Raw genomic sequence first — 16857 nt, forward strand, 5'->3', positions numbered from 1 at the left:
TTTCTCCTCCAAACAATGTATATTAATTTGTTGTTCTAAATTTTATATATACATACGTATATTGAAATGTAGGGTGGACAAACTTTTTTTCTTTAACAAGCTACTTGTTAATTATAACTATTCTACCAAAATCAACTTCATTCTTACACTAAAATAAACTTGCACACATTCAACAACTTTTTGTGACATTACTATAGGAGGCATAAATATTGAATGGCTCAAAATTCAAAACTTTCATTTTCGCAAGTATTATTACCTTTTTCACGATTTCTTTAATCATTTATCCTCAAGCTGCATTAGAGGCTTCTTTACGTGGTTTAAAAATGTGGTGGGAGGTTGTTTTCCCTTCCTTATTACCGTTTTTTATCGTAAGTGAGTTACTGATAGGTTTTGGTGTTGTCGCTTTCATTGGAGTATTATTTGAACCTTTAATGAGACCTATCTTTAAAGTTCCTGGAGTAGGTGGTTTTGTCCTCGCAATGGGTATGGCCTCTGGTTACCCATCTGGAGCAAAACTTACTGCAAGACTTCGCCAAGAAGAACAAATTTCAGCTATAGAGGCAGAGAGACTAGTTTCTTTTACTAACTCTTCTAATCCATTGTTTATTTTCGGCGCTATTGCGGTAGGTTTTTTTCATAACCCAAAGATAGGAATCTTGCTGGCATTAGCACATTATCTTGGTAACATTACTGTTGGTGTTATTATGAGATTTCACGAGTACTCTCATCCTGTTGATGAAAATAAAAATAATACATCAAAAAAGTTAACTTTCGGCCATGCTTTTGACGCGTTACACGAAACGCGAGTAAAAAATAGTAAACCACTAGGTAAAATGTTAGGAGACGCTGTTTCGAGTTCTGTACAGACGTTATTAATGATTGGTGGCTTTATTATAATCTTTTCCGTTTTAAATAATATTTTAGCACTCGTACAAATAACGAGCATCATTGCAACTTTTGTTACTATATTTTTAGCATTATTAAGCTTCTCAACAGATTTAAGTATACCTTTAATATCCGGCTTTTTTGAAATTACGTTAGGGGCGAAACTGACGAGCGAGGTAACTACAGCTACATTAAAGGAACAAGTAATTCTCACTAGTTTTTTCTTAGCATTTTGTGGCCTAAGTGTACATGCCCAAGTGGCTAGTATACTTGCTGAAACTGATATTAGATTTAAACCTTTTTTCTTTGCTCGAATAATACACGCTTTCATAGCTGGTATTTACGCGTACTTGCTATGGAGCCCTTTAAATGAAAAATTAGGTGGATTTGAGCAAACATCAGGTGAATCTCCCGTTTTTGCTCCATTAAAAGATCTAACATGGATAGAAAAAGTGTATGAAACAATAACAGTTTACGGTCCATTTATCACTTTATTATTTTTATGGATATACACGTGGATTCTTTATAGAAACTGGCGTCCTAACTTGAAATAAAAATAAGAGGTTGGGACATAACTATTTTTATCAAAATAAAAGACGAACAAAAAAGTAGAGTCGAAATAAGCCGCTCCGGAAATATACTTCGCTTTCCGCGGGCGGCTGGTGAGCCTCCCGCTGGAGTCTACGTATATTTCCTCCGCTAATTCTACAATTGTTCATCTTTTATCATGATAATATTAGTTTTGTCTCAGCCTCTTTTTGGCTATGTTACATATTATATTTCTCTTGCAATGCTTTTTTTACTATTGGAGGTACTAACTCCGATACTTCACCGTTATATTTTGCAATTTCCTTAACAATACTCGAACTTAAAAAGGAATATTGATTGTTAGTCATCATAAATAATGTTTCGATAGTTTCATCCAACACTCTGTTTGTTGAAGTAATTTGCATTTCATATTCAAAGTCTGAAACAGCACGCAATCCCCTTACGATTGATGTAGCATTTTTACTTTTTGCATAATCAATTAATAGTCCTTGAAATGATTCTATTTTAACATTAGGTAAATCTTTTGTTACTTCTTCTAACAGTTGAATTCGTTCTTCTACGGTAAACAACGGGTTTTTTGCTGCATTATTTAACACACAAACATAAATGTTATCAAAGATTTTAGATGTTCTTTTAATTATATCCAAATGTCCATTTGTTACCGGATCGAAACTCCCTGGGCAAATTGCAATGCTTGTCATATTTCCCCTTCCCCCTTCACCACTTCACTCCATTTAAAAACGGTAATTACGGTAATGCCGTACGTTTCTTGCTTTTGAATAGAAAAGTTCCCAATCACGTCAGGTAAAACCACATCATTACTATGTTCAGCTACTATTTGACCATTACTTTTTAACAGCTTAAAATCACTCATTTTATGTATAAGTTGTTCTAATTGGTGTCTTTTGTACGGAGGATCTAACAAAATTAAATCAAATTGAAGATCTCGTTTTTGTATTGCATTCAAAGCACGTCCCGCATCATTTCTATATATTTCTACTTGCTTCTCAACTTGTAATGATTCAACGTTACTTTTAATCGTTTGTATCGCTTTACCATCTTTATCGACGAAGATTACGTGATCCATCCCTCTACTTAACGATTCCAAACCTAATGACCCACTACCACCAAATAAATCAAGAACTAATCCACCTGTAAAGTAAGGACCAATAATATTAAATAATGATTCTTTCACTTTATCTGTAGTAGGTCTCGTATTCATACCTGGTACAGCTTTCAATTGTCTACCTTTAAATTTCCCAGAAACTACTCTCATCCACTCACCACAATCTTTATAACTTTCAAATTAAATTTCAACAATATCCTATCATAATCGACTTCATAAGAAAAGGCTCAGAAGATTATTCATAAGGTAATTTTACAAAAAGTGTATACTCTTTCTTTATTTGGTTCATAATGACAAATAACAACATCCTTTTACGTGATGTTGTTGCCAACCGCGGAGAAGACTTACGTTTCCCCATAAGTTCTTCCTCCGGTTTCTCCTCTCCCTTTGCCTTCTTTACTTGGTCACCAAGTAATAGAGGGACCCTGCACTATTAAATTGCAGGGTTTTTTTTTTATAAAACACCTTATGATACGCACTAATTCATAACACAAAACAACTGCCCTAATTTATTTCCAGCATTCTCATTTTGTCACTCTTTTAAAAAAAGCTTGAACGTGATAAAGTATGAGCAGGAACTTAGAGAGGAGCAATAACAATTGATACAAAGATTTATAGAACTCGGTGAAGGCTACTCTGATTTATATGAATTGCTAGAGCTGGCTCGTTATAATAAAGAAAGAGTAGATCAGCTTTTATTATTACATACGAATAAAAATGACCGTAATGTCTGTTCATTTGTTGTCATTATGAAACCAACATCTGTCGGTGATTTTCAAGCTTTATATATGACATTAGAAGGAATTCCTAGCCCTAAAGAGAAACGAACAAAACGATTTGAGTTATTTGAACAACTAGCAGATCAATTAAATAAAAATATTATTGAACTCGAAGTAAAACCATCCACTTACTATAAAGAAAAAGAATTGTATTATCAATATTTAACCGGCGTCCTAAGATTGAATCATATTTTACAACCGTTAAAGTAAATAGAAAATAAAAAGCAACGAATATACATCAATTCGTTGCTTTTTATAGTCCCATCTTATAATCATATTCTTTTGCTTTATCTGGTCTTGAATTTTCATATTGTGTTTTAACGTACGGACGGTAAGACACGTCCACTTTTTTTACAAAAGATTGCTTTTCCAATTTCTCAATAAGAGAAGCAGTTTCCTCCATATTACAATAAAATATCCCATATTTTAATTTTTTAGATATATAAATGACGTTTCCATAACGTCTCAACAGTTTAGCTTGTTTTAATGAGTAAAGCCAAACGATTACCCCTTGCCGATCAGTCAACATTGTAATTTCTCCTTTAATAGAAAACATTTCTAGTGTCATTTTATCACGTAAATGAAAAAGATAAAATAATAATATATATAATGTTATGAAATGGTGGTACTAAACATGTCCCTACAAACTATTTGGGCAATTTTTTTAACAGAAATGAACAGTAACTCAATCATCCAACTTTGTGAACGAAAAGATATTACCGGCATTCCATTTATTTATATAACACCAGCTGTAGATGCGGATTTGGATTTACTCCTCCAAACAATAAAAATATGCTCAAAAAAAGCTATGTATAAACAAAGAGTAACAGTAAAAACAAATTTTGTTAGAAAAAGCGACAATATTTACGTATTTCGTCATCGCTTTTTTGTTCCACAAGAAAAAATGTTTTGTTGTGGTAACTTATGTGAGGATTGTATCCGCCTTAAAAATCGGTAAAAAAAGACTGACTAAAATTGTCAGCCTTTTTCTAAATTATGCACTACAAGAGCATCCGCCACCAGAACCACAGCCTCCGCCGCAGCTTGATAAGGAATCGAAGAAAGGATTTCCAGTTGGAACTTTTATATGTTCTGAAACAGCTCTTCCGACTAGTACACTTATTTCATCTAGTAATTCTTGTACTGCCTTTTCAGCCTGCTTAAAAGCATATATTGTATCGTGCAAGTCCACCTTTCTTTTCAATTCTCTTGTTTCTCTTGAAACGGAATGATAGTCAGGATGATACTTACCGAAACGTTGTACCTCTTCGTATTTATCTTTTATATCATTGAACGCCTTAATTAGCTGCTGAGCTTCACGATCTTCTCTCACGTCATCAAGACATTTATAATAGTCAGCCATTTCTTCTGACTGTAAAATCATTTTTGCTAATTCTTCAGCACGATCTAATAGTAGTATCTTTTCTAAAGTGGCAATCATTTATAGACACCTCCATAATTACTATATCATGCTATAAAGTTTTTGTATAATATATCTAGTCCAATTCAACCGTAAAACTTTTAACTAAACCGTAATCTGATTTGTCGTTATATTTTAACATAATATCTATTTTATTTTTCCCTTTCGGTAAGTTTGTTAAAATAAAAGCACCAGAAGTAAACTCATCCAGTTTCTTCCCGTTATTATATACTTCTAAATAACCTTTCCCTTCTTTTTTAGTCGTTCCTTTATTAAATTGAAAATCTGGAGTAACGATACATTCAATATAAACTTTGTTGTCTTTTATAAAGTGATGTACTTCCATTGTTAACTTTTTTTCCTTATTACTGCTATTATATTTTTTTAAAGCTATATCTGAAAAATGTGTTGGTAACCCTGTAACAACAAGTGCTTCTGGTTTCTCTTGTTGACACCCGATTAAACATATGAAAAATATACATAAAACCGTAATCATTTTTTTCATGCTATGTACTCCCCTTCCAGTAGTCATTATTACTATTGTTGGAAGGGTACTCATTTTCTATTCCTTTAAGCAAATTTAATTTTTCTTAATCCATATGTTTCATCGATTGAAACATATGAACCATCATCGAGGCCATTTGCACTGAATTTTGGAATTTTTCAACTTTGTGCGGAATTGTCTGCTTATAATATTGCATTGCTGCTAATTCCATTTCTGCAGCGCTATTCGGGTCCCTACTTAATTTACGGTACCAAATCGGCTGTTCTTTAATAAATTGCTTTAAAATTTTTTTCGATTGAATGTAATCATACACTTCTTTTCTCATTAAAATGTATCTCCTTAATCTTTACGAAATGTAAAAGGATTTTTAGGACCTTGTGATGAAGAATTACTTTGGCGATTAGAAGGAATAAACTGTTGTAATAATTGTTGTATATTGCCTATTGCACTATTTACATTTGTTAAATGATATTGCACTTTATTCATATCCATGTTTTTTAAAGTTTGTAATACTACTGGAATAAATTCTGATTTAGCCCCACTTTTCTCCTCTTCTTTACTTGAGGATTGTTGACCATCACCGTATTGCTCCCATACAGGGTCTTCCTCACCTAATAAGTACCATTCCTCAAAAAGGTCTTGCCACGTTTTTTTACCCCCACGAACTTCTTGTACAAGTTTCGGATGCCTTTTGACAAATTCTTTAAATTGTTTAATACTCTCCTGTTTTGAGTTACTTTTAGCCATCCTCTCACCTCATTCCATCATATGCCTATTTTATTGTATGGGTTGCATTCGTCATACGTTCGCCTATTTTCTTCTCTTTGTTCTTCCTGCAATTAGAAATAATAAATTTTAAGCTATTTCATTTTCTTACCAAGAAAGGACTGTTATTATATGAAGAAAGAGGTAAATGAAAAGGATGAGGAAATTGGATTTACGTGAGGATTGGGGAAATTATTTAAAAGAAGCAACTGACGAAGAATTAGCTGAAGCAGCACTACTATTACATAGTTTTAAAAGAAAAAGAAATGGTGACTACAGCACTTTCGTAGGTGCATTGTTCGGAATGGAGAGGGACTTTGATGAAGAAAACGGGACGCTAACGTTAACGGTCCAAAACAGTACACTTTTAAATAATTCAATTGGTATTTTGCATGGAGGATTAACCGCTACAATATTAGACTCAACGATGGGAACGTTAGCAAACAACAGTTTACCAGACGATAAAGCCGTTGTAACAACTGAAATGAAAGTTAACTTTTTAAAGCCTGGAATTGGTGATGCGTTTCGTTGCGTAGCAAATATCATCCATAAAGGTTCGAAAATTATTGTTGTAGAAGGTAAAGTTTTTTCAGAAAATCATAAACTAATTGCTCATAGTACTGGTAGTTTTTTTATTATAAATCGAAAAAGGTGATCCTATTTTATGGTTACCGCTGTTGTTATTCCAATATTAATTATTTACTTTTATATTCTAGCTAAAAAGAATCGAAAAAGATATAAAGAAAAATGGCTTAGTGTAACAGAAGTAAAGGAAGAATCAGTCATAGTTGGAGAAGTAACAGACGTTTATTATGAAAAGAAGCGGTTTTATTACGATTTTCACATTATGATTACCCATTTAAATATATATAAGGATGGAAAAATAACTAGAGTTGAACGTAGAGAAAGACTAACAAAGGAATGGACGAAAAGTCCTCCTAATGCTGGAGAATTAGTTAAACTTATAGGCTATTGGGAAGGCAAAACGTTTATTTTTAATGAATATAAACGTATAGATAAACAATAAAAGCTCGCTACAAGCGAGCTTTTATTGTTTCCACGTCTGAATAAAGTTTTGTGTATAGTATTTTTCATAAACTCCTACCCCGAGATGAGTAAAATTTTCATTTAGTAATGTATTTCGATGCCCTTCACTATTGAGCCAACCTTCTACTGCTGCTACCCCGTCTACATATTTTGCTGCTATATTTTCCCCTGCTAATAAAAAGCTTACATTACCTTTTGCTAGCCTTTCTGAAAGAGTTCCTTCAGTTGGTGAAGAATGAGAAAAATAATCATTAATGTTCATATCTTTACTGTGTAAATAAGCTACTTTTGCGGTTTCCTCATGCCACTCAACAGGACTTAACTGGAAGCGCTCCCTAAGAATATTCGTAAAGTCGATAATTTGTAATGCGGTTCCTTTTTCAATTAATTTCCATTCTTCTTCTGTTTTTGAATTTGGATCAATTAATGTGCCTCTGTATACTAACTCATATGGTCGCTGCTTTATTAAAGTTTCCTTGTCTAAAAATCGTATGCTTGATAACGTTTGCTCAAATGAATCAAAATAAAGCTGTACGAACACATCCCCGATTTTTAAAAGTGGACGAGTAATAAGGTCTTCATCTTTTAATTGAAATCGGTACGATCCACTATCATAGTCAACATTAATTGCCGATTCAAATGCAAATTTTTGTTTTACTTCTTCATAATTAGTTCCTATAACAAATGGGTCATTTTGTACTTCTTCCCCAATTACATATGCAGTGACGATGACTCCTTCGCTTACACCAAATTGAACATAATTTTCTAGTGAATTATTATATACCCACCATTCGTAATCATATGGTGATAAATCAATACGGTCTGGTTCCCCAAATGAAGAAATAAGTTCGGTGTCAGTTTTACTAATCCAGCTTCCTACCCCTTCCATAACTTGAATATCTTTATGAACGGGTAGAATAGATATTGTTTCTTCTTCTAATTCGTTCTCGCTCCTTAACTCTTGAGCAACTAAGTCTTCATCCTTAGGTTCAAAATCTATAAAAGTTGATTGAAATGGTATTATTAATGCCGCACAAATTGCGATAACAATAATAGTAAGTATATTCCTCAAACTTCTCCCTCCTTTTACTTTTACTATATTAACGAAGTTATCATTTCATTCTAGTTTTCTTTATTTTCATAGAGTTTTTCATATAATTCATTTATTACCTCTTTTTTCTCTATCATACCAAATTTTTTCAGAGCAAGATTAATATCATCATGAAAAAAGAAAACGGGACTAAGTCCAATCGACTTGTCCCAATTTATTCTAATTATTGATGATCTTGTTCAGATATTTCACTTAATGCAACACCTGCTTGCTCATCTGAATATTGATTTGTAGCTAAGTCTCCTAACGAGACAATTCCGATTAATTGCCCATTTTCTACAACCGGAAGTCTACGAATTTGATGTTCCGCCATTAATGTGCTCGCTTCCTGTAACGATGCATTAGGGTCAATCGTTATTAAATGGTCGCTCATTACATCTGTAACAGAATTGGAACCAGGATGCTTCTCAGCGATACCTCTAACTACTAAATCTCTGTCAGTAATCATTCCTACTAATTGATTATTTTCAACAATTGGTATAGCACCTACATTAAGATCTTTCATTTTCAGCGCTACTTCGTATACGTTATCCAATGGTGTACATACGTCTACATTAGTTGTCATTACATCTCTAACTGTTTGCACTAACATCACCTCTATGCTTTACTATTTAGAAATAAACATTTGGGTCCAATACGTCCCATAAGAACCACCTTCTGCATATCCAACACCGATGTAAGTTACATCTGCCTTTAATATATTTGCTCGATGTCCTGGTGAATTCATCCACTGTTGAACAACAGCTTGAGCAGTACGTTGCCCTGCTGCAATATTCTCCGCGGCAGTTCTATACTGTATATTAAAGTTTCGCATCATTGTAAATGGAGAGCCATACGTTGGCGAATTATGTGAAAAATAATTTTGATCTCGCATATCGGCTGATTTATATCTTGCTACCCTTGATAATTGCCAATCTTCTTTTAAGCTAGGCAAACCATTTTTGGCACGCTCTTGATTTGTTAACCGAATAACTTCTCGCTCAATTGCCTTTATACTATCTATTAGCGGAATCGTTACCCTTTGACCTGGATATATTAGATTTGGGTTAGAAAATTGTGGGTTAGCAGAAATTATTTCTGACAATCCGATTTGATATCGTTGAGCAATTTTCCAAAGAGAATCCCCACTTTTCACTGTATATGTATCTGTTCCTTGTCCAAATGCAAAAGACGGGACACTAATTAGTACAAACACAGAAAGAAAAATAGAAACTAGTATTTTTTTCACGTTTTTCACCCCTTCCAATTTAGTTACTAGCCAACTTTTTCCCATTTATAGTTTGACCAATTGAGACGAAAACATGACAATTTTTAAACATATAAAAAAGAAGTTTCACACAATCGTTGAAACTTCTTCTCTTTCGTACTATTATTAATTAGGAGCATTTTGTTTTATACATAGAAAGGGGCGTACATATAATGAGAATTGAAAACATAGGATTAGAATCTGAAGTTGTTGAATTATCGCGACTTGCACATGTTATGGAAGGTTTAGGCTTTGTTCTAGCTGATCAATGGGATTACGAACGAGTAACCTTTGACAAAAAGTTCGAAAGTAAAGGGTCGACTTACTATTTACGAGTTCAAGCATATGCTATTGAAGGAGATGTTGGTGGTAAACATGCTATCGTAAAACTACTTACTCCTTTATTAGGAAAACACTATTACCCACACGGTGTGGAATATGGTGAAGGAGAAAGCTTCCCTGCCAACATCGTAACAACTAGTAAAACATTACTAAGCCAATTAAAAGAGGAAATCGATAAGATTAAATAAAAAACGCATTTGTATGCGTTTTTTTATTTTGCCCGTTTCCATATACTGTGCTAATATCGAATAATATTACTGTTCATAGTTTAAAAAGCATAATATAATAAAGGAAAGTATTTGTTTGAAAGGAGTACCCCATTGACCACGCAATCTATAAAACGTTTAATTCTCATTATCCTAATTGTGGCTGTAATAATAACAATTAGCTATTTTATTTTACCTGTTTCTGTACCTTTAATTATTGCTTTTATTACTGCTCTATTTTTAGAACCACTCGTCTCCCTATTACAAAATAAGGCGAAATGGAAAAGAAGTTTATCTGTCTTAGTTATTTTTCTTCTTTTTGTTATGTCTATCGGTGTTATCGGATACTTTATTACTACTAAAGTAATAACAGAAGGGATTAAAATTGTAGAAAATGCTCCCTCTTATATAAACGAGGTAAATCGGGTTTGGCGTGATATGGAACAAAATATAACAAACGCGTCTGAAGATTTGCCACCAGAATTAGTAAATGAAATTAGTGAACAAATTGACAAATTTCTTTACGATCTAAGAATTAATATTACTGACATGGTAAACATAGAGCGAATTAAAAGTTTGTTCACAGACATTCCAAATTATTTAATTAGTTTTATTGTATACTTAATTGCATTATTCCTGTTTTTACTAGATATGCCAAAATTAAAAGAAGGCTTCTATGCTCATTTAAAGGATTCGACAGCTGAAAAAGTAAAATTTATGACTTCTCGTCTTTCTTATGTTGTGTTCGGATTTTTCAAAGCTCAATTTCTAGTAAGTATTATAATATTTTTTGTAACATTAATTGGATTGTTATTTATTGCTCCTGACGTCGCATTAATAATGGCATTTGTCGTATGGATTATAGACTTTATACCAATTATTGGATCTATTGTGATAATCGGGCCTTGGGCAATCTTCCAACTGATTACTGGGAATATCGGTACCGGTACACAGCTTGCAATTTTAGCAATCGTGCTGCTAATTATCCGTAGAACAGTTGAACCGAAAGTAATGGGTTCTCATATAGGGTTATCCCCTTTAGCTACTTTAATTGCAATGTACATCGGTTTAAAATTAATTGGTATTTTAGGGTTTATTGTTGGACCTCTTGTCATTATTGCTTTTAATTCAGCTAAAGAAGCTGGAATAATAAAATTGAATTTTAAAATATAGAAATTACTTCTCTCACAAAAGAAGAGGCACGTAACGTTACCGTTATGTGCCTCTTTACTATTAAAAACCAAATATCGCTTTAATAACCGATGTTGTTTCTCCACCTTGATAGATAACATAGAGTAGTAAATAAACTGCTACACCAGTTATTGCAGTTATAAACCATACAATACTCGTAATAGGTCCAATTTTACGGTGACGTTTTAAGTTGTTTTTGTAACCTGTCCATAGGGTGTATATACCAAGAACCGCCCCTATCGTTGCTAGAGTGATATGAAACAGTAAAAATGTCGTATAGTATATTTTAATATCATCTGGTCCACCAAAACTTGTATTTCCAACAAACACTGTTCTACTAGAGTATATAATAAAAAAGATAACAGCAAAAATAGCGGCAAAAGTCATTGATTTTTTATGTGCTTCTACTTTCTTTTTTGCGATTAGATACCAACCAATCGCTACAAAAATTGCGCTCAACACAATAAAAAACGTACTAATTGTAGGTAATATTGGAATTGTATAAGAATCCATAAAAAGCTCCTCTCGAAATATTTTTATCTAAACATTTTATTTCAACAAAAAACTGATACAAACTAAAACAGCACCCCTTTGAATGCTGTTTTATTACAATTAATTCTTTTCCAAAATGGGGTTCATATCAAGATCATCTGTTTCACGTTCTTTTCTTGCCCATTGGAAGAATACGTACGCTAACATACTACCGTACATAATTTCTTGTATTATTTTCATAATAATACCACCTAATTGTTGGTCCTCCAATAATGGTAAAGCATTAAACAATTCGGGACCTCCAAGGTCTAAACCTGCTAACGTGCTTGCTGGAACACATAAGGCTAATGCTGCCATCCAAGCAGTCATATCAGAATAAGCTGCATATAATGGTGTATCAGCAAAAATAATTAATGCACATGCTGGAGTTAATAGTACACCATCAGCCATAATGTAGCCCATTTTCTTAATTCCAGACATCTTATTTCCTTCTGGTAGTGGATCTACTAGTGGCCACCACATCATAAATGAAGCAATAAACAATAATATCGTATAGATCGTATGTAAAGTAACATCGGTCTTTACAACATCAAAAATTACAGGAATGTGATAAAAAGAAAATAAAGCATTAAAAGAAATTAAAGCAATTAACGGTCTAGTTAAGAAATTGAATGCTGGTTTAATCGCTTTATGATTAACGAATTTTTTTAATAACCAAACAGGAGTACCTAAAATTAAAAGCGGAGGAATGATTAAGTATAAAAAAGCCATTTGTGCCATATGCGCACTTAACATTAAATGACCTAATAAGTCTATCGGGCCGCCTTTAAAGAAGTATAATAAAGCAATACCAAGTAAAAAGAATGTTTTCTGCTTTAAAGAAACAGGTTCAGATCCTTCAAATCTTTCTCTTCCTCGTCCAGTAACATAAATATACAGTATTGCAACGATAATCATAGAAACCATAAAATATGGACTCCATAATGCTCGAAAACCAAAAATTTCTAGGTTGCTTAACAAAATACTCACTCCTTACGGAAACTAATTACAGAATCACACTAAACTACTAAATATTATTATACTATACGGTTTTATACCATTCAATGAATGGGCAGTAACAGAGTGTTTAAGGAAAGGGCATTTGTCATAGAATCGTCACTGTTTTTTCAAACATATGTGATATTAGCAGTTGATAGAAAGAGTTGGAGTATGTAGGTTATATTGAAGTAAAGGATATAACAAAAAACACTTGGACAGTATTGTATGTCCAAGTGTCTTTTTAAGTCTTACCACCAAATAATTGTTACGAAGGCTAAAATAGTTACTAATGCAACTGTTAAGCCGGAGTATAGAAATAATGCTGGTACTTCATGACCTTTATGATTCATATGCATAAAGTAGTAAAGTTGGAAAATACATTGTATTACGGCTAACAATATGATAACAGGTACAATGAATAGCGGAGACATGTCCGCTCCCACTGCTACGAATGCAATAATCGTTAAAAAGATCATTAGCACGAATGAAATTACTTGATGTTTCATTTCTTCTGCATTTTTCTTACGACGATAAGCTAAATCTACCTTCGGGTTAACTGAATTTGATGTTTGATTCGCCATCAGATTATCCCACCAATCCCATTAAGTATACTACTGTAAAGATAAATAACCATACAACGTCAATGAAGTGCCAGTATAAAGAAGCTACATAAAACTTCGGTGCGTTGTATAAATTAAGACCGCCTTTGGAGTAACGGATTAATAAAGTACCAATCCAGAGTAATCCGAAACATACGTGAGCACCATGTGTTCCAACTAACGTATAGAAAGCTGAACCAAACGCACTACTTGTAAAAGTATGCCCTAAATGAATATAGTGCATGAACTCATAAATCTCAAGAATTAAGAATGATAATCCTAGTAGCCAAGTAATGAACATCCATAGTTGCATTTTTCTAAAGTTGAAGTTTTTCATGTGATACATAGCGTATACGCTTGTTAACGAGCTTGTTAAAAGGATCATTGTTGCAGCAAAAACTAATCCTAGATCGAAAATTTCTGCACCAGTCTTAGTACCTGCAGTTGAATCTTTTAATGCTAAGTAAGTTGCAAACAGGGATGCAAATAATACTGTTTCTCCTCCTAGGAAGAGCCAAAAACCTAAAAATTTATTTTTCCCTTCAAGGGTTGCTTTTTCAGGCGAATCTGGGAAAGTTTCAGCAGTAAGTTTTTCCTCAGTATGCATTATGCCCCAACCCCCTTATCATCATCGTTGATAATATCTTCTTTATGAATATGGTATCCATGGTCTTCAATTACTGAACGGAAGAACATCGAACCAAACGTAATAACTAGACCAATGATTAATACAGGAATACCCCACGTATGTTCTTGATTATACATCGCACCAAATGCAGCGATAAATAAACCAAGGGAAATAATGAACGGAATAATTGATCCGTTTGGCATATGAATGTCACCAACAGGTTCTGCAGGTGTCATTTCTTTTTTACCAGCCATTTTTTCTACCCATAGTGGATCTAAGCCACGTACAAGCGGAGTTTGTTTAAAGTTGTACTCTAACGGTGGTGAAGCAGTAGCCCATTCTAACGTACGACCGTCGCCCCAAACATCGCCAGATACACTTTGTTTGCTAAATGATGTTTTCACGATGTTAACAAGTAATACAATAGTACCTGCAGCCATAAAGAATGCACCTACAGTACTAATAAAGTTTCCTAGTTCAAAACCTTGACCTGGTAAGAACGTATAGATACGACGAGGCATACCCATTAATCCTAAGAAATGTTGGATAAAGAATGTTAAATGGAAACCAATAAAGAATAACCAGAAAGTGATTTTTCCTAATGTTTCATCTAAAACTTTACCAAACATTTTTGGCCACCAGTAGTGAGTAGCTGCGAATAAAGCAAATACTACCCCACCAACGATTACATAGTGGAAGTGAGCAACTACGAAATACGTATCATGATACTGATAGTCAGCTGCTGCTGAACCTAACATTATCCCTGTAACTCCACCCATTACGAATGATGGAATAAACGCAATAGCCCAAAGCATCGCTGTATTTACTTTTATTTGGCCACCCCACATTGTAAATAGCCAGTTGAAAATCTTAATACCAGTTGGTACTGCAATTGCCATTGTAGCAACAGCAAAAATAGAGTTTGCAATCGGTCCAAGACCAGTTGTGAACATATGGTGAGCCCATACCATGAATCCTAAAAATCCGATTAAAACAGTTGCAAATACCATAGATGAATATCCAAACAAACGCTTTTTAGAGAATGTTGCAAAAATCTCTGAGAAAATACCGAATGCTGGTAAAATTAAAATGTAAACTTCCGGGTGTCCGAAAATCCAGAATAAGTGCTCCCAAATAATAGTGTTACCACCTAGGGCTGGATCAAAGAATGCAGACCCGAACATACGATCAAACATTAATAATAATAAACCAACTGTTAATGCTGGGAAAGCAAATAAAATTAACGCAGATGCTACAAATGTAGACCAAGTAAATAATGGCATACGCATGTAAGTCATCCCTGGAGCACGCATATTAATAATCGTTACAAGGAAGTTAATCCCTGCAATTAGCGTACCTATACCTGAAATCTGTAGTCCTAGAACATAGAAGTCAACTCCATGTCCCTCTGAAGCAAGTGATAAGGATGCATATGAAGTCCACCCTGCATCAGGTGCTCCACCCATAAACCAACTTAAGTTTAAGAAAACTCCTCCAAAGAAAAATAACCAAAAACCTAGAGAGTTAAGAAACGGGAACGCAACATCGCGTGCACCAATTTGTAACGGAACAACAGCATTCATAAATGCAAAGATTAACGGCATTGCTGCTAAGAAAATCATCGTAGTTCCATGCATTGTTAAAATTTCGTTATACAGACCAGCCTCTAGAAAACCACTTTCCGGTTTTAATAACTGAACACGTATAAACATTGCTTCTAAACCACCGACAAGGAAAAAGAACCCACCGGCAATTAAGTACATAATCGCAATCTTTTTATGATCTACCGTTGTTAAGTAGTCCCAAACAGTTGCGCCAAAACCTTTTTTCTGAGCCATAGTACTCACCGTGTAACCTCCCTTTCGAAGTACTTTATTCTAATTTTAAGTCCATTAAATACTCGACAAGAGCATCTAGTTCATCTGGATTTAATTTTCCATATGTACCTGTCATTTTGTTCGCTGGTTTCACAGAATCTGGATCTTCTAACCATAAGCGAAGTTTTTCTGGAGTATGCTCTAAAATACCCGCAATACGACTACGGTCACCAAAGTTTGCTAAGTTAGGTGCAATACTTGAAGCATCACCAGAGATTGCGTGACAACCGATACAGCTTTGTGCAAAGATTTCTTCTCCTGCTTGAGCAAGGTCAGTTGTTGGAGTGTGTTCTACGTTTTGCATTTTTTCAATCCATTGATCGAACTCAGCACGTGAAACTGTTTGAACTTTAAAGTCCATTAGAGCATGTGACGGTCCACATAACTCAGCACATTTTCCATAGAATAAATTGCCTGCTTCTTCCGCACGCTTTGAATCAAATGATAACCAAAAGCTATTAACGTTATCCGTATTCGTATCAAGCTTTCCACCTGCTGATGGAACCCAGAATGAATGTTTAACATCACTAGCTATTAAGTTAAAATAGATTCTTTCATCAGTAGGAACTACCAAGTCTTGAGAAGTTACAACTCCGTAACCTGGATATTCAAATTCCCACCAATATAGGTGTGCCGTAACATCGACAACTAATACATCTTCTTCCTCGTTATGCATAGCTTCTACATCAGCTAATTTAAACGTGTAAGATACAGTTGGAACTGCCAAAATTAACAATAGTAAAATAGGAATAACAGTCCAAATAACTTCTAGTTTGTGGCTTCCTTCCACTTGTTTCGGAATAAAGTCCTCATCACCTTTGCGTTTACGGAATTTTACAACAACGTATACGAAGATAATGGAAACAACAACCACAACAATTGTCATAATCGCAGTACTTAGTAAAATTAGTGACATTTGCATATCTGCTACTTCACCAACTGGCTGAAGTGCAGATAAGTATGGTTTACCACATCCTGCTAAAAACAGCGCTAGTACACTGAACAGTGAAAATACGCGCAAATTCGGTAGCCATCTTTTCATAGCCTGATC

General features: G+C 34.1%; 24 protein-coding genes. 7 read left to right on the forward strand and 17 right to left on the reverse strand.

The window, feature by feature from the left end; genetic code table 11:
* The first annotated feature begins 209 nt into the window (after window positions 1-209).
* Entirely contained in the window at window positions 210-1439 is a 1230-nt protein-coding gene (gene ylbJ, locus O1A01_RS15885; protein WP_066420997.1) for a sporulation integral membrane protein YlbJ, read from the forward strand.
* A gap of 213 nt (window positions 1440-1652) precedes the next feature.
* On the opposite strand, the gene coaD is transcribed toward ylbJ, so the two are convergent.
* The 3 genes from coaD to O1A01_RS15900 form a co-directional block, all read right to left on the reverse strand.
* The gene (gene coaD, locus O1A01_RS15890; RefSeq protein ID WP_066419274.1) at window positions 1653-2135 is read right to left on the reverse strand and encodes a pantetheine-phosphate adenylyltransferase; all 483 of its coding nucleotides are present in this window, start codon (window positions 2133-2135) and stop codon (window positions 1653-1655) included.
* Window positions 2132-2710: a 16S rRNA (guanine(966)-N(2))-methyltransferase RsmD gene (gene rsmD, locus O1A01_RS15895; protein ID WP_066419277.1), complete on the reverse strand. Its 579-nt coding sequence runs from the start codon at window positions 2708-2710 to the stop codon at window positions 2132-2134. The genes coaD and rsmD overlap by 4 nt, the downstream gene beginning before the upstream one ends.
* Window positions 2711-2795: 85 nt before the next feature.
* On the reverse strand, window positions 2796-2918 hold the full coding sequence (locus O1A01_RS15900) for a hypothetical protein (protein ID WP_268874282.1): 123 nt from the start codon (window positions 2916-2918) through the stop codon (window positions 2796-2798).
* Between the two features lie 241 nt (window positions 2919-3159).
* On the opposite strand from O1A01_RS15900, the gene O1A01_RS15905 reads away from it, so the two are divergent.
* Window positions 3160-3549: a DUF7147 family protein gene (locus O1A01_RS15905; RefSeq protein WP_270064479.1), complete on the forward strand. Its 390-nt coding sequence runs from the start codon at window positions 3160-3162 to the stop codon at window positions 3547-3549.
* Between the two features lie 43 nt (window positions 3550-3592).
* On the opposite strand, the gene O1A01_RS15910 is transcribed toward O1A01_RS15905, so the two are convergent.
* Window positions 3593-3868, reverse strand: coding sequence for a YlbG family protein (locus O1A01_RS15910; RefSeq protein ID WP_066419282.1), 276 nt, complete (start codon window positions 3866-3868; stop codon window positions 3593-3595).
* A gap of 105 nt (window positions 3869-3973) precedes the next feature.
* On the opposite strand from O1A01_RS15910, the gene O1A01_RS15915 reads away from it, so the two are divergent.
* Window positions 3974-4297, forward strand: a complete 324-nt coding sequence (locus O1A01_RS15915; protein ID WP_066419285.1) for a hypothetical protein — start codon at window positions 3974-3976, stop codon at window positions 4295-4297.
* Window positions 4298-4333: 36 nt separating this feature from the next.
* Here O1A01_RS15915 and O1A01_RS15920 read toward each other — a convergent pair whose 3' ends face one another.
* From O1A01_RS15920 to ylbD, 4 genes are all read right to left on the reverse strand, one after another.
* Window positions 4334-4780, reverse strand: a complete 447-nt coding sequence (locus O1A01_RS15920) for a YlbF/YmcA family competence regulator (protein WP_066419288.1) — start codon at window positions 4778-4780, stop codon at window positions 4334-4336.
* 55 nt (window positions 4781-4835) lie between these two features.
* Window positions 4836-5264 (reverse strand): hypothetical protein, encoded by a 429-nt coding sequence (locus O1A01_RS15925; RefSeq protein ID WP_066419298.1) that lies wholly within the window; start codon window positions 5262-5264, stop codon window positions 4836-4838.
* Window positions 5265-5349: 85 nt separating this feature from the next.
* The gene (locus O1A01_RS15930; protein WP_066419306.1) at window positions 5350-5589 is read right to left on the reverse strand and encodes a YlbE-like family protein; all 240 of its coding nucleotides are present in this window, start codon (window positions 5587-5589) and stop codon (window positions 5350-5352) included.
* A gap of 14 nt (window positions 5590-5603) precedes the next feature.
* Window positions 5604-6011 carry a YlbD family protein gene (gene ylbD / locus O1A01_RS15935; RefSeq protein ID WP_270064480.1) on the reverse strand — a complete coding sequence of 136 codons (408 nt, stop codon included), beginning with the start codon at window positions 6009-6011 and terminating at the stop codon, window positions 5604-5606.
* Between the two features lie 184 nt (window positions 6012-6195).
* Between ylbD and O1A01_RS15940 the strand changes: the two genes are divergently transcribed.
* Both O1A01_RS15940 and O1A01_RS15945 read left to right on the forward strand, forming a co-directional pair.
* Window positions 6196-6684 carry a PaaI family thioesterase gene (locus tag O1A01_RS15940; protein WP_066419309.1) on the forward strand — a complete coding sequence of 163 codons (489 nt, stop codon included), beginning with the start codon at window positions 6196-6198 and terminating at the stop codon, window positions 6682-6684.
* Between the two features lie 9 nt (window positions 6685-6693).
* A complete protein-coding gene (locus tag O1A01_RS15945) occupies window positions 6694-7056 on the forward strand; it encodes a hypothetical protein (RefSeq protein ID WP_270064481.1) in 363 nt (120 codons plus the stop codon).
* 21 nt (window positions 7057-7077) lie between these two features.
* Here the strand turns inward: O1A01_RS15945 and O1A01_RS15950 are convergent, their stop codons facing one another.
* The 3 genes from O1A01_RS15950 to safA form a co-directional block, all read right to left on the reverse strand.
* Complete coding sequence (locus O1A01_RS15950) at window positions 7078-8148, reverse strand: CAP domain-containing protein (protein ID WP_270064482.1); 1071 nt, start codon at window positions 8146-8148, stop codon at window positions 7078-7080.
* A 202-nt stretch (window positions 8149-8350) separates the two neighbouring features.
* Window positions 8351-8773 (reverse strand): CBS domain-containing protein, encoded by a 423-nt coding sequence (locus O1A01_RS15955; protein ID WP_066419320.1) that lies wholly within the window; start codon window positions 8771-8773, stop codon window positions 8351-8353.
* Between the two features lie 21 nt (window positions 8774-8794).
* On the reverse strand, window positions 8795-9415 hold the full coding sequence (gene safA / locus O1A01_RS15960; protein WP_066419326.1) for a SafA/ExsA family spore coat assembly protein: 621 nt from the start codon (window positions 9413-9415) through the stop codon (window positions 8795-8797).
* 191 nt (window positions 9416-9606) lie between these two features.
* On the opposite strand from safA, the gene O1A01_RS15965 reads away from it, so the two are divergent.
* Together O1A01_RS15965 and ytvI are read left to right on the forward strand one after the other, a co-directional pair.
* Complete coding sequence (locus O1A01_RS15965) at window positions 9607-9963, forward strand: YugN family protein (protein WP_066419329.1); 357 nt, start codon at window positions 9607-9609, stop codon at window positions 9961-9963.
* Between the two features lie 132 nt (window positions 9964-10095).
* Entirely contained in the window at window positions 10096-11154 is a 1059-nt protein-coding gene (gene ytvI / locus O1A01_RS15970) for a sporulation integral membrane protein YtvI (protein WP_066419331.1), read from the forward strand.
* Between the two features lie 60 nt (window positions 11155-11214).
* Here the strand turns inward: ytvI and O1A01_RS15975 are convergent, their stop codons facing one another.
* The 6 genes from O1A01_RS15975 to coxB form a co-directional block, all read right to left on the reverse strand.
* Window positions 11215-11685 (reverse strand): DUF420 domain-containing protein, encoded by a 471-nt coding sequence (locus O1A01_RS15975; protein ID WP_066419333.1) that lies wholly within the window; start codon window positions 11683-11685, stop codon window positions 11215-11217.
* A gap of 99 nt (window positions 11686-11784) precedes the next feature.
* Window positions 11785-12630, reverse strand: a complete 846-nt coding sequence (gene ctaG / locus O1A01_RS15980) for a cytochrome c oxidase assembly factor CtaG (RefSeq protein WP_066419356.1) — start codon at window positions 12628-12630, stop codon at window positions 11785-11787.
* Window positions 12631-12950: 320 nt separating this feature from the next.
* Entirely contained in the window at window positions 12951-13283 is a 333-nt protein-coding gene (gene ctaF / locus O1A01_RS15985; protein ID WP_066419337.1) for a cytochrome c oxidase subunit IVB, read from the reverse strand.
* Between the two features lie 4 nt (window positions 13284-13287).
* Window positions 13288-13908, reverse strand: coding sequence for a cytochrome (ubi)quinol oxidase subunit III (locus tag O1A01_RS15990; RefSeq protein WP_270064483.1), 621 nt, complete (start codon window positions 13906-13908; stop codon window positions 13288-13290).
* A complete protein-coding gene (gene ctaD / locus O1A01_RS15995; protein ID WP_066419340.1) occupies window positions 13908-15776 on the reverse strand; it encodes a cytochrome c oxidase subunit I in 1869 nt (622 codons plus the stop codon). Before ctaD ends, O1A01_RS15990 begins: the two co-directional genes overlap by 1 nt.
* A gap of 25 nt (window positions 15777-15801) precedes the next feature.
* Window positions 15802-16848: a cytochrome c oxidase subunit II gene (gene coxB / locus O1A01_RS16000; protein WP_270064484.1), complete on the reverse strand. Its 1047-nt coding sequence runs from the start codon at window positions 16846-16848 to the stop codon at window positions 15802-15804.
* Between the last annotated feature and the right edge of the window lie 9 nt (window positions 16849-16857).

Origin of the sequence: Sutcliffiella sp. NC1 (assembly GCF_027594365.1) — a bacterium.
GTDB classification, from domain to species: Bacteria; Bacillota; Bacilli; order Bacillales; family Bacillaceae_I; genus Sutcliffiella; species Sutcliffiella cohnii.